Origin of the sequence: Afipia sp. OHSU_II-C1, assembly GCF_000497575.1 — a bacterium.
Taxonomy (GTDB): Bacteria; Pseudomonadota; Alphaproteobacteria; order Rhizobiales; family Xanthobacteraceae; genus Afipia.
On record NZ_APJI01000006.1, the window covers coordinates 556,926 to 570,376 of the forward strand.

Below are 13,451 nucleotides of genomic sequence, written 5' to 3' on the forward strand. Positions count from 1 at the left end.
GGACGCAGCCATGGAACTGTTCACCAACCAAGTCCTGGCTGGCATTGCCACAGGCGCGATCTACGCCTGCATGGCGCTGGCCGTGGTCATGATCTATCAGGCCATCGACCACCTGAACTTCGCCCAGGGCGAAATGGCGATGTTCTCGACCTTCATCGCCTGGCAGCTGATGCAGTGGGGCCTGTCGTTCTGGCCGGCCTTCCTGCTGACGCTGGTCATTTCGTTTATCGGCGGCATCGTCATCGAACGCGCGCTGTTCAAGCCGCTGACCAATGCGCCGGTGCTGGTGCATGTCGCCGGCTTCATCGCACTGTTCGCGATCCTCAACAGCGTCGCGGGCCTGACCTGGGACTTCACGATCAAGCAGTTCCCCTCGCCGTTCGGTTCGTCCGGCTTCCTGGGCAGCCAGCTGATCTCGACCCACCAGGCCGGCATGATCGGCGTTACGCTGGTCCTGCTTCTGCTGCTCTACATCTTCTTCCGCTTCACGCGGGTTGGCCTCGCGATGCGGGCAGCGGCGTCGCTGCCTGAATCGGCACGTCTGGTCGGCATCAACACGAGCTGGATGATCGCGCTCGGCTGGGGCATGGCCTCCGCCATCGGCGCCATCGCCGGTCTCCTGATCGCTCCGGTCGTGTTCCTCGAGCCCAACATGATGGGCGGCATCCTGCTGTACGGCTTCGCGGCGGCGGTGCTCGGCGGCCTCACTTCGCCGTTCGGCGCGGTGGTCGGCGGCTTCCTGGTCGGTGTCTTCGAGAACCTCGTCGGCACCTACATTCCGGGCGTCGGCAACGAACTGAAACTTCCGATCGCGCTGGCACTGATCATCGTCGTGCTTGTCATCAAACCGTCCGGTCTGTTCGGCCGCGCCATCGTACAGCGAGTTTAATCATGAGCACCGTTCAGGACTCCGTTTCGCAAGCCCCGGCGGTCACCGCCCCGTCGAAAAAATCGATGACGGTCGGCACCACCGCGACACTCGTGATGCTCGCACTGCTGGTCATCACGCCGCTGTTCGTGAAGAACTTCATCATCTTCCAGATGACGATGGTGCTGATTTACGCCATCGCCATCCTGGCCCTCAACCTGCTCACCGGCGGCAGCGGGCAGTTCTCGCTCGGCCAAAGCGCCTTCTATGCGGTCGGCGCCTATACCGCCGGCATTCTGATGGAGCATCTGGGCGTCAATTACGCCCTGACGATTCCCGCCGCGGGCCTCATCTGCTTCATCTTCGGGTTCCTGTTCGGGTTCCCGGCGCTGCGGCTCTCGGGCGTGTATCTGGCGCTCGCGACCTTCGCACTGGCGGTCGCGATGCCACAGATTCTCAAGCTGAACCTGTTCGAGCACTGGACCGGCGGCGTGCAGGGCCTCGTCATCACCAAGCCGGACGCGCCGTTCGGCCTGAAGATGTCGCAGGACATGTGGCTGTATTACTTCACGCTGTTCGTCTCGGGCATCATCTACGTCCTCGCCGTCAACCTGCTGCGAAGCCGGTCCGGACGGGCGCTGATGGCGATCCGCGACAATCCGATTGCCGCCTCGGCGATGGGCGTCGACCTGCCGCTGTACAAGACCCTGGCATTCGGCGTCTCGGCCGCCTTCACCGGCATCGCCGGAGCACTCGGCGCCATCGTGGTGCAGTTCGTGGCTCCCGACAGCTTCACCATTCAGCTTGCGATCGCGATCTTCGTAGGCATGGTGGTCGGCGGCGTCGGCTGGCTGCCCGGGTCGCTGGTCGGTTCGGCGTTCATCGTGTTCGTGCCCAACGTGGCGGAACACATTTCGAAGGGACTGTCCGGCGCGGTGTTCGGCGTGTTCCTGTTCGCCGTCATCTTCCTGCTGCCGCACGGCGCCCGGCAGGTCGCCTACGCCATCGAGGCCTTGTTCCGAAAAAAGAGCAAATCCTAAGGGTAAGTCGTAAGTCTGATTCCGGGACGTCAAATGAGACTTGTCGGCATCTGATTGTTTGCGCATGGTGTTTCCGGAAAATCGGTTTCCGGACCAAGTGACAGGGGGCCTGATTCAGTTTTGCTGAATCGGGCCCCTCATTTTAGCCCTCGGGGTATAATCTCTTTCCGGATCCGTTTCCGCCAATGTCCTGAATCCGAATTCCGCTTCTTTTTGCAGCGCGCTCAGGAGCGAACTTCGGATTCAAAAGGACACTGGAAACCATAATTCTGGTGTGGTTTTGGTTCTCCACACCAGGCGGAAAACCGCATCTCAGGGAGAGACTACAATGCTATCCAAACTCAAGCTCAACGTAGCAGCAGTGTCGGCCGTCGCCGCGCTCGCGATGACGAGCGGCCATGCGCTCGCGCAAAAAAAATACGACACCGGCGCGACCGATACCGAAATCAAGATCGGCAACATCATGCCCTACAGCGGACCCGCCTCCGCGTACGGCGTCATCGGGAAGATGGAAGAAGCCTACTTCAAGATGATCAACGATCAGGGCGGCATCAACGGCCGCAAGATCAACTTCATCACCTATGACGACGGCTATTCCCCGCCGAAGGCCGTTGAACAGGCCCGCAAGCTGGTCGAGAGCGACGAAGTGCTGCTGGTGTTCGGGCCGCTCGGCACGCCGTCGAATTCCGCGATCCAGAAGTATCTGAACGCGAAGAAGGTGCCGCAGCTGTTCGTGGCGACCGGCGCCACCAAGTTCGGCGAGCCGAAGGAATTCCCCTGGACCATGGGCTGGCAACCGGCCTACCAGAGCGAAAGCCGCGTTTACGCCAAGCATCTGCTTGCAACCAAGCCGGACGCCAAGATCGCGATCCTCTACCAGAACGACGACTTCGGTAAGGACATGCTGAAGGGCCTGAAGGACGGCCTCGGCGCGAAGGCGTCGCAGATCGTCGCGGAGGACAGCTATGAAGTGTCCGAGCCGACCATCGACTCGCACATCATCAAGCTGAAGGCCTCCGGCGCCGACGTGTTCGTCAGCTTCACCACGCCGAAGTTCGCCGCCCAGGCCATCAAGAAGGTGGCGGAACTTGGCTGGAAGCCGACCTACATCCAGAGCAATGTCGGCGCGTCCGTCGGCAGCGTGCTGAAACCGGCGGGCTTCGAGAACGCGCAAGGCATTCTCTCGGCGGCCTACGCCAAGGACGGCGCTGATCCGCAGTGGGACAACGACGAAGGCATGAAGAAATTCTACGCCTTCCTCGCCAAGTACGCCCCGGACATGAACAAGACCGACGGCTCTGTCGTTTACGGCTACGGCCAGGCGCAGACGCTGGTCCAGGTCCTGAAGCAGGCCGGCGACAACCTGACCCGCGAGAACATCATGAAGCAGGCGGCTAACCTGAAGGACTTCACCCCCGACACCCTGCTGCCGGGCGTGAAGATCAACACCAGCCCCACCGACTTCTACCCGATCGACCAGCTGCAGATCATGCAGTTCAAGGGTGACAAGTACGAGCTGCAGGGACCGATCATCACCGGCGGCATGGGCGGAAGTTAACCTTTCGCCCTGCGAAACGGACTGCCGCAAAAACGAGCCCTCCGCGACCCCGTCGCGGAGGGCTTTTCATTGAACCCGGCCTGCAAAGGGTATTGAATATCGTCGAGCCGCAAAGAGCTCGAAATCAAAAACAGTACGAGGACACAAACACGACCCAGGGAGAGACATATGGTTATTGCCGCATCTCGACTCGCGACAGTCTCGGCTGCGTTCACGATACTCGCCGCAACAAGCACCGGCGCACTGGCCCAGAAGAAGTACGATACCGGCGCATCCGATACCGAAATCAAAATCGGCAACATCATGCCCTACAGCGGACCGGCCTCCGCCTACGGCGTCATCGGAAAATCCGAACAGGCCTACTTCAACAAGATCAATGCGGAAGGCGGCATCAACGGCCGCAAGATCACCTTCGTCACCTACGATGACGGCTACTCGCCGCCGAAGGCCGTCGAGCAGGCGCGCAAGCTGGTCGAAAGCGACGAGGTTCTGATCGTCTATGGTGCGCTCGGCACGCCATCCAACTCGGCAATCCAGAAATACCTGAACGCCAAGAAAGTGCCGCAACTGTTCGTCGCCACCGGCGCGACCAAGTGGAACGATCCGAAGGAATTCCCCTGGACGATGGGCTGGCAGCCCAACTACCAGAGCGAGGGCCGCATCTACGCAAGCTACCTCATGAAGGAGAAGCCGAACGGCAAGATCGGCATCCTTTATCAGAACGACGACTACGGCAAAGACTACCTCAAGGGCATCAAGGACGGCCTCGGCAAGAAGGCCGCGACCATGATCGTCGCGGAAGAGCCGTATGAAACCAGCGTGCCCACCATCGACTCGCAGGTCGTCGCCCTGAAGTCGAAGGGCGTGGACGTTTTCATCAGCATCACCACGCCGAAGTTCGCGGCCCAGTCGATCAAGAAGGTCGCGGAGCTGCAGTGGAAGCCGCTGTTTATCCTGAACAACGTCTCGGCCTCGGTCGGCTCTGTGATCAAGCCCGCCGGATTCGAGAATTCGCAGGACATCATCTCGGCAGCCTATGCCAAGGACCCGACCGATCCGCAGTGGAAGGACGACAAGGGAATGAAGGACTTCGACGCCTTCCTCCTCAAGTATTTCCCCGATGCGAACCGGAGCGACGGTTCGGTGATCTATGGCTACAACTCGGCCCAGACCCTGGTCCATGTGCTTAAAGCCTGCGGCGACAATCTCACCCGCGAGAACGTCATGAAGCAGGCAGCGAGCATCAAGAATCTTGAACTCGGCGGCCTGCTGCCGGGCGTCAAGATCAACACCAGCGCCACCGACTTCGCCCCGATCAGCCAGATGCAGCTGATGCGTTTCAAGGGCGAAACATGGGTGCGGTTCGGAGAAATCCTGAATGGTGATGTCGGCGGTTAGTTCGCCCTCGCACAACAATTGCCCCCTGCGACATTTCGCAGGGGGCTTTCGATTTCAATACGGTTTGTTGAAACAAAAGAGCGAACGGTATTGAATACAAGAGAAGCCAAAAAGGCTTCCAAGGCAGAACGCCTAAAACAGCAAAAAACTAGGTTAGGGAAACAACAGAAATGGCTTTCAAAAAACTGAATCGCATGCTGCTGCTCGCGACCGCCGCGGCTTTCGCCGCGTCGACGGGCAGTGCGCTCGCGCAAAAGAAATACGACACCGGCGCCACCGACACCGAGATCAAGATCGGCAGCATCATGCCCTACAGCGGACCTGCGTCCGCCTACGGCATCATCGGCAAGACCCAGGCCGCCTATTTCAACAAGATCAACGCCGAAGGCGGCATCAATGGCCGCAAGATCAATTTCATTTCCTATGACGACGGCTACTCGCCGCCAAAAGCCGTGGAACAGGCGCGCAAGCTGGTCGAGAGCGATGAAGTCCTGCTGATCTTCAACTCGCTCGGCACGCCATCGAATTCGGCGATCCAGAAATACATGAACACCAAGAAGGTGCCGCAACTGTTCGTCGCCACCGGCGCGACCAAGTGGAACGATCCGAAGAACTTCCCCTGGACCATGGGCTGGCAGCCCAACTACCAGAGCGAAGGCGTGATCTATGCGAAGTTCCTGATGAAGGAGAAGCCGGACGGCAAGATCGGCATTCTCTATCAGAACGACGACTTCGGCAAAGACGTGCTGAAGGGGCTGAAGGACGGTCTCGGCGCCAAGGCCGCGACCATGATCATCGCGGAAGAACCTTATGAAACATCCGTGCCGACAGTGGATTCGCAGATCGTTGCGCTGAAGTCGAAGGGTGCGGATGTGTTCGTCAGCATCACCACGCCGAAATTCGGCGCGCAATCGGTGAAGAAGGTTGCGGAGCTTGGCTGGAAGCCGCTGTTTATCCTGAACAACGTCGCCTCCTCCACCGGCTCGGTGATCAAGCCCGCGGGCTTTGAGAATGCGCAGGGCGTGATCTCCGCGACCTACGGCAAGGATCCGACCGACCCGCAGTGGAAGGACGATCCGGGCGTGAAGAACTTCGACGCCTTCCTTGCGAAGTACTTCCCCGAAGCCAACCGCGCTGACTCGTCGGTCGCCTACGGCTACAGCTCGGCGCAAACCTTGGTGCATGTGCTGAAAGCCTGTGGCGACAACCTCACCCGCGAGAACATGATGAAGCAGGCCGCCAGCATCAAGGACCTGCAACAGGAAATGGGCCTGCCGGGCATCAAGATCAACACCAGCGCGACGGACTTCGCTCCGATCGAGCAGTTGCAGATGATGCGTTTCAAGGGCGAGCGCTGGGAACTGTTCGGCCCGATCATCAGCGGCGAGATCGGCGGCTGACAATCAGCCGGAAGGAGCCGGATTTCCAGTCCGGAAATCCGACTTTCCCGCTCCAGACAGGCACTCCTGAAAACATTTCCGCCCTCCGCAATAACTTGCGGGGGGCCTTTTATCGCACGGCCGATCATGTCATGTCTTTGAGTCCGTGTAGCGCCAAGCGATGACCTGATGACCGACAAACGCCCTTTGCTGCGTGCCATTTTCGACGCCGCTGTCGCCGCAGCCCATCCCGACCGGATACTTGCCGAGCACCTGCCGCCGCCGCCGCGCGGGCGGATTCTCTGTCTGGCCGCGGGCAAGGCCGCCGGTGCATTGGCGCACGCCGCGGAACGGCACTATCTCGACGGCGGACGCATCGATCCGGCGCAGTTGTCGGGGCTGGCCACCACACGCCATGGATACGGCAAGCCGACACGGCGCATCGAGATCGTCGAAGCCGGACATCCCGTGCCGGACGAAGCAGGCATGAAGGCTGCGGCACGGACGCTTGAACTGGCTGAAGCCGCCGGTGCCGACGATCTCGTTCTGGTGCTGCTGTCCGGCGGCGGTTCGGCGAACTGGGTCGCGCCGGCGGATGGAATTTCATTCGCGCAGAAGCAGGCGATGAACAAGAGCCTGCTGCGATCGGGTGCACCGATCGGCGAAATGAACACCGTCCGCAAGCATCTGTCGCGCATCAAGGGCGGGCGGCTTGCGCGCGCCGCTGCACCTGCACAGGTTCTGACACTGGCGATTTCGGATGTGCCGTTCGACGATCCGGCCACCATCGCATCGGGGCCGACGGTGCCGGACACCACGACGCTGGCCGACGCACGCGAGATCGTTGCGCGCTACGCAATCAAGACGGATGACGCCGTGACCGCGGCGCTGAACGATCCGCGCAACGAGAGCTGCAAACCGGGCGACGCCGCTTTCGCACGCTCCACATTCAAGATCATCGCACGGCCGCAGGAATCGCTCGACGCTGCGGTGACTGTTGCGCGCAACGCGGGCTACGAAGTCGTTGCGCTCGGCGCGGATCTCGAAGGCGAAGCCCGCGACGTCGCGGCGGCCCATGCGCAGCTCGCACTGAAGGCGCACGCCGAGGGAAAGAAGCTTGCGGTCCTGTCCGGCGGCGAACTCACCGTCACGGTGCGCGGCAATGGACGCGGGGGACCCAACCAGGAATACGTGCTCGCGCTGGCAAGTCTGTTCGCTGAGACAGCGGGCATTTCCGTGCTCGCCGGCGACACCGACGGCGCGGACGGCGGCGCCGGTCATCCGACCGATCCGGCCGGCGCGATCCTCGATCAGCGCACGTTCGCGAAGATGCGCGAGCTCAAGCTCGATCCGACGGCCTATCTCGCCAATAACGATGCCACCGCGTTCTTTGAGGCCACCGGCGATCTTCTCATGACGGGGCCGACGCTGACCAACGTCAACGACATCCGCATCATTCTGGTGGACCCGTAAGCCCGCATCGGCATCACGCCATCGCTTCACGTCCGATGTCGTCCCCGCGAAAGCGGGGACCCATAATCACCAGAATAGTGATGACAGGGAGTATGGGTCCCCGCTTTCGCGGGGACGGCGCGGGGAAAGATCGCGCTGGACGCGATGCCCGCTAAAACTCCTGCGCGATCTTGCCGAGCATCGCCAGCAGCAGGATGCGGTTATCCTCTCCCAGCAGTTCCTTAAGGCGCGCTTCGTGCCGGGTTTCGATCAGCTTCCTGGCGCGGGACAGGACCGCACGGCCCTTGTCCGTCAGCTTCAGGATATGGGAGCGGCGGTCGCTGCTGGAGCGAACCCGGACACAGAGATCCCGGCTTTCCAGTTCATCCAGCATGGCGACGAAATTCGGCCGCAGAATGCCGAGCGTCGAGGCGATCTCGGTCTGGTTCCGTCCGGGATTGGCGTCCACCAGCATCAGGACCGAGAACTGCGCCGGTGTCAGTTGCAGCGCCGCGACGCAACCGATGAAGTCGTCGAAAATCCGCAGTTGCGCGCGCTTGAGCGAATAGCCGAGGAAGTCCGCAAGATCCCCGATCCGGATCGGGGCGGCAGGCGATACCGTCCGCGTGCGCGCCGCGGCCGGACGCTTCTTGGCTTTGGCGGCAGCGGTGCTCGCGGTCCTGGAAACTGCCATCGTGCGCTTCCTGTCGTCGGTCTGCTCTTGCTATAAGGGCGCCTCGACTTCCCAAGGCGGCCGAGACTTGTGATTATACTCGATAATCGTTATAAAACATATCAAATAGCGATGGCGGAATTCAACCGCCGCGCTGGGTGCAGCGGACCCTTCACTCCGTATGCGCGCGACGCTTGAGGGGACCCCTTGGATAGCACGATCCTTCTGTTCCTGTTGCAGGACGGAATAACCAGCGGCGCGATCTATGCGCTGCTCGGGCTCGCGCTCGTTCTGGTGTTCGCGGTGACCCGCGTCATCCTGATCCCGCAAGGCGAATTCGTCACCTTCGGCGCACTGACCTATGCCATGCTGGCCACCGGCAAGGTGCCGGGCACCACCCTGCTTGCGCTGGGCATGGGCGTGGTTGCTTTCGCCTTCGACATGATCGCCGGACGCAACACGATGAGCGCCGGCAAGTTCGTTCGCTCGCTGGCGCTTAACATTGTGCTGCCACTGGCGATCTGGGCCCTCGCGACCGCGCTGGCGGGACGGCAGAACAATGTCGCCGTCAACTTCCTGCTGTCGATCGTCATCGTCGCTCCGATCGGCCTCTATCTCTATCGCATCGCCTACCAGCCCATCGCCCATGCGTCGGTGCTGGTGCTGCTGATCGCATCGGTCGGCATGCATCTGGCGCTGCAGGGACTGGGCCTCGCCTTCTTCGGCGCGGAAGGCCTGCGCGCGCCGGCGATCTCCACCGCCGCCTTCACCATCGGGCCGTTGCGCTTCACCGGCCAGAGCATCGCGATCTACGCCATCACCATTCTGCTGATCGTCGGGCTGTGGCTGCTGTTCGGCTACACGCTGTACGGCAAGGCGCTGCGCGCCACCGCAGTCAACCGCCTTGGCGCGCGCATTGTCGGCATCCGCACCACCCTGTCGGGACAGGTCGCGTTTCTGCTCGCCGCCGTGATCGGAACCATCTCCGGAATCCTGATCGTCCCGATCACCACGATCTACTACGACACCGGATTCCTGATCGGCCTGAAAGGCTTCGTCGCCGCGATCATCGGCGGCCTCGTCAGCTATCCCCTCACCGCCACCGCCGCGCTCGTGGTCGGCATCGTCGAGGCGTTCTCGTCGTTCTACGCCAGCAACTTCAAGGAGGTCATCGTCTTCACGCTGCTGCTGCCGGTCCTGATCCTGCGCTCGCTGGCTTCGCCAGAAGTCGAAGAGGAAGAGGATTAAGCGATGGCACAACGCTGGGGCATGATGATTTTCGCGCTGGTGATGGCGGTGATTCCGTTCATTCCCGGCATGCCGCCGTTCTGGATCGTGCTGCTCGACAATATCGGGCTGGCCGCGCTGGTGGCGATGGGCCTTGTGCTGCTGACCGGTGTCGGCGGCCTCACATCATTCGGTCAGGCCGCGTTCTGCGGTTTCGGCGCTTACACCACCGCGGTCCTGACAACGTCCTATGGCCTGTCACCGTGGCTGACATTGCCGCTGTCGCTGATTGTCAGCGGCGTGGCGGCGGTGATCCTCGGTCTGATCACGGTGCGCCTGTCCGGTCATTATCTCCCGCTCGGCACCATCGCCTGGGGCATCAGTCTCTTTTATCTGTTCAGCAAGCTGGAGCTGGTCGGACGCAACGACGGCATCTCGGGCATTCCGCCGCTGGCGATCGGCGGACTGCAACTGACCGATCCCGGCAGGATCTATTTCGCGATCTGGTTCGCGGTGATCGTCTGCGCGCTGCTAACGGTGAACCTGCTCGACTCGCGGACCGGCCGCGCGATCCGCGCACTGCGCCGCGGCCATATCGCGGCGGAAGCTTTCGGCGTACAGACCGCGCGGGCGAAGCTGCTGGTCTTCATCTACGCCGCCGTGCTCGCCGGGCTGTCCGGCTGGCTGTACGCACATTTCCAGCGCGCGGTGAATCCGACGCCGTTCGGCCTCAATGCCGGCATCGAATATCTGTTCATCGCGGTGGTCGGCGGCGCGGGCTACGTCTGGGGCGCAGTGCTCGGCGCTGGCATTGTGGTCGTGCTCAAGGAAATCCTGCAGAGTTATCTGCCTGTGGTGTTTCACGGCTCGGCACAGCTCGAAACCGTGATCTTCGGCATCCTGCTGGTGGCACTGCTGCAGGCCGCGCCTGGCGGCATGTGGCCACGCCTCGCCGCCCTGCTCAAACTGGACACCGGAAAACTACCTCTGCCGAAGAATGCACTGGCACTGCCGCCGCGCAGCAAGGCGGTTCCGGCGTCCGAAACGCTGCTGGACGTTCAGGCCGCGCGCAAACAGTTCGGCGGCGTGATCGCGGTCAATGATGTGTCCTTTAACGTGAAGGCCGGCGAGATCGTCGCGCTGATCGGCCCCAATGGCGCGGGCAAGAGCACCACATTCAACCTCATCACCGGCGTGCTGCGCTCGTCGGGCGGCACGATTTCCGTTCTCGGCCGCAACGTCGACAACGCGCCACCGCAGGAGATTGCAAAACTCGGCGTCGCCCGCACCTTCCAGCATGTCAAACTCGTTCCCGACATGAGCGTATTGGAGAACGTCGCGATCGGCGCGCATCTGCGCGGCCATGCCGGCGCCATCGCCAGCATGCTGCGCCTCGACCGCAAGGACGAGGCCGCGCTGCTCGCCGAAGCCGCACGACGGATCGAGCGCGTTGGCCTCGCCAGCCAAATCCACCAGCTTGCGGGCAGCCTGTCGCTCGGCCAGCAGCGTATCGTTGAAATCGCCCGCGCGCTCTGCGTCGATCCGATCCTACTGCTGCTCGACGAGCCCGCCGCAGGCCTGCGCCATATGGAGAAGCAGAAGCTGGCGTCGCTGCTGCGCCAGTTGCGCGCCGAAGGCATGTCGGTGCTTCTGGTCGAACATGACATGGGCTTTGTGATGGACATCGCGGACCGCATCGTCGTGCTGGAATTCGGCACCAAGATCGCCGAGGGCACGCCAATGGCCATTCGCGCCAATCCCGATGTGATCAAGGCCTATCTGGGGACGGCATCATGACCAGGCTGCTGTCCGTCGAGAATGCGCACATCGCCTACGGCAAGGTCGAAGCCGTGCGCGGCGTCTCGCTCGATGTCAACGCCGACGAGATCGTGACCATTGTCGGCGCCAACGGCGCGGGCAAGACCACGCTGCTCAACGCCATCATGGGAATTCTGCCGCTCTCCGGTAGCGTGGTTTTCTCCGGCCAGCAGATCTCGCGTCTCGATATCGAGGACCGGGTCGCGGCAGGACTTTGCATTGTGCCAGAGCACCGCGAGCTGTTCGGCACCATGACGGTCGAGGAGAACCTGCAACTCGGCGGCTTCCGTGTGCCGCGCGCAAAGGCCGCCAGCGAACAGGAGCGTGTCTTTGCGCTATTCCCGCGCCTGAAGGAGCGCCGCACCCAGCTTGCAGGCACGCTCTCGGGCGGCGAGCAGCAGATGCTGGCCATGGGCCGCGCGCTGATGAGCCAGCCGCGACTGCTGATGCTGGACGAGCCGTCGCTTGGCCTCGCGCCGCTGATTGTGGCGGACATTTTCCGCACCATCGGCGAACTGCGGCAGGCCGGCGTGTCCGTGCTGCTGGTGGAACAGAACGCCCGCGCCGCACTTGAGATCGCCGACCGCGCCTATGTCATGGAGCTTGGAGAGTTCATCATGAGCGGCTCAGCGAAGGAAATCAGCGGCGACCAGCGCGTGGTGGCAAGCTATCTCGGATTCCAACACGACGAACAGAGCAGGCTGTAAGAACACCAAGGCCGCTTTATCAACGTGGGTCGTCCCCGCGAAAGCGGGGACCCATAACCTCTAAGTTAGCTTTTAGAGCCGCTGTGTTGGCCCCTTGCACAAATAACACCGACAGGGAGTATGGGTCCCCGCCTACGCGGGGACGACATCGTGTTTGTTTCAGCTCCAACGATCCTCAGGGTCACCCAGCGTTGTCTGCCAAAACCATCTAACAATCTGCTCCGTTCTGCCCGATACTGGCCCCGGCAACATCCTGGTGCGGGGGCACTTCGGTCATGGACGCGCGGTCACAGCGAAAGCTGCGTTTCTTAACGGCAATTCTCGGAACCGGGGCGCTTGGCGGAATCATCTTTGTTGTCGCCCGCGTCGGCTTTTCGCCGTCGCAACTTGCCATCGGCATCATTTACGGTGTTCTGATCAGCGGCGCGATCGGCACATTCGAGCTTCTCGCCTCGTCGGGGCCGTTGCGCGACTGGCTGGGAAGCCTTCCGCTCACTGCAAGCCTCGCCGTCCGCAGCGCGTTCTATGCGGCTGTGATCATTCCCGTGCAGTATTTCGATCTCGGCGTTCTGATCGCCGGCCTGACGCCGGACCCCAATCAGAATGTCTGGACGCCCATTATCTTCTCGGCCGTGTTTGCAATCGCGCTGAACCTGCTGTTCGCGATCAGCAACATCATCGGACCGCGCGCCTTCCTCCATCTGGTCACTGGACGATACCACACACCGGTCGAGGAAAGCCGGTTTGTCCTGTTCGTCGACATTGCAGGTTCGACGGCTCTCGCCGACCGCCTCGACGGCCTTGGAATCCATAGTTTTCTGGACAAGACGTTCCGGAGCCTGACCGGACCGATCATCGATTGCCGGGGCGAGGTGCTGAACTATGTCGGCGACGAGATCATCGTGACCTGGTCGGAAGCCTCGGGCGTAGTGGATTGCCGGCCGCTGCGCTGCTTTCTGGCCATGCGCGACACCTTGCAAAAACTTCAAAGCCGTTTTGAGAAAGAATTCGGCGTTGCGCCGAGAATCCGCGGCAGCCTTCACTTCGGCCCTGTGATTGTCGGCGAAATCGGCGACATCAAACGCGCCATTGTCTTTAATGGCGATGTCATGAACACAGCCGCCCGGCTTGAAGAACTCAGCCGCAATGTCGAAGGCGGGTTTGTCGCCTCGCGCGCAGCGATCAATCAGTTCAAATCCGCTCTGCCGGCCCCACTGCAAGATCTCGGGGTCCGCGACATTCGCGGCAGGTCCGACGGACTCGCCGTCATGGGCCTCGCATAACACGGTGCCCGCACCGCTAAACAAAATGCCCGGCGCGAGGCCGGGCAT

General features: G+C 61.9%; 11 protein-coding genes. 10 read left to right on the plus strand and 1 reads right to left on the minus strand.

From position 1 onward, the window contains the following. Positions 1 to 10 precede the first annotated feature (10 nt). The 6 genes from I554_RS0107930 (at position 11) to I554_RS0107955 (ending at position 7,716) form a co-directional block, all read left to right on the plus strand. Complete coding sequence (locus I554_RS0107930) at positions 11 to 889, plus strand: branched-chain amino acid ABC transporter permease (protein WP_024576980.1); 879 nt, start codon at positions 11 to 13, stop codon at positions 887 to 889. 2 nt (positions 890 to 891) lie between these two features. After that, complete coding sequence (locus I554_RS0107935) at positions 892 to 1,908, plus strand: branched-chain amino acid ABC transporter permease (protein WP_024576981.1); 1,017 nt, start codon at positions 892 to 894, stop codon at positions 1,906 to 1,908. Between the two features lie 328 nt (positions 1,909 to 2,236). Further along, positions 2,237 to 3,466 carry an ABC transporter substrate-binding protein gene (locus tag I554_RS0107940; RefSeq protein ID WP_024576982.1) on the plus strand — a complete coding sequence of 410 codons (1,230 nt, stop codon included), beginning with the start codon at positions 2,237 to 2,239 and terminating at the stop codon, positions 3,464 to 3,466. 168 nt (positions 3,467 to 3,634) lie between these two features. Next, positions 3,635 to 4,864, plus strand: coding sequence for an ABC transporter substrate-binding protein (locus I554_RS0107945; RefSeq protein WP_024576983.1), 1,230 nt, complete (start codon positions 3,635 to 3,637; stop codon positions 4,862 to 4,864). A 170-nt stretch (positions 4,865 to 5,034) separates the two neighbouring features. After that, entirely contained in the window at positions 5,035 to 6,264 is a 1,230-nt protein-coding gene (locus tag I554_RS0107950) for an ABC transporter substrate-binding protein (RefSeq protein ID WP_024576984.1), read from the plus strand. Positions 6,265 to 6,432: 168 nt separating this feature from the next. Then, positions 6,433 to 7,716, plus strand: a complete 1,284-nt coding sequence (locus I554_RS0107955; RefSeq protein ID WP_024576985.1) for a glycerate kinase — start codon at positions 6,433 to 6,435, stop codon at positions 7,714 to 7,716. A 151-nt stretch (positions 7,717 to 7,867) separates the two neighbouring features. Here I554_RS0107955 and I554_RS0107960 read toward each other — a convergent pair whose 3' ends face one another. Continuing rightward, on the minus strand, positions 7,868 to 8,389 hold the full coding sequence (locus I554_RS0107960) for a MarR family winged helix-turn-helix transcriptional regulator (protein WP_024576986.1): 522 nt from the start codon (positions 8,387 to 8,389) through the stop codon (positions 7,868 to 7,870). Between the two features lie 186 nt (positions 8,390 to 8,575). Between I554_RS0107960 and I554_RS0107965 the strand changes: the two genes are divergently transcribed. From I554_RS0107965 to I554_RS0107980, 4 genes are all read left to right on the plus strand, one after another. Further along, positions 8,576 to 9,616 carry a branched-chain amino acid ABC transporter permease gene (locus I554_RS0107965; RefSeq protein ID WP_024576987.1) on the plus strand — a complete coding sequence of 347 codons (1,041 nt, stop codon included), beginning with the start codon at positions 8,576 to 8,578 and terminating at the stop codon, positions 9,614 to 9,616. 3 nt (positions 9,617 to 9,619) lie between these two features. Further along, positions 9,620 to 11,392, plus strand: coding sequence for a branched-chain amino acid ABC transporter ATP-binding protein/permease (locus I554_RS0107970; protein ID WP_024578278.1), 1,773 nt, complete (start codon positions 9,620 to 9,622; stop codon positions 11,390 to 11,392). Further along, entirely contained in the window at positions 11,389 to 12,120 is a 732-nt protein-coding gene (locus I554_RS0107975) for an ABC transporter ATP-binding protein (RefSeq protein ID WP_024576989.1), read from the plus strand. Before I554_RS0107970 ends, I554_RS0107975 begins: the two co-directional genes overlap by 4 nt. A 275-nt stretch (positions 12,121 to 12,395) precedes the next feature. Next, complete coding sequence (locus I554_RS0107980) at positions 12,396 to 13,403, plus strand: adenylate/guanylate cyclase domain-containing protein (RefSeq protein ID WP_024576990.1); 1,008 nt, start codon at positions 12,396 to 12,398, stop codon at positions 13,401 to 13,403. Positions 13,404 to 13,451 lie beyond the last annotated feature (48 nt).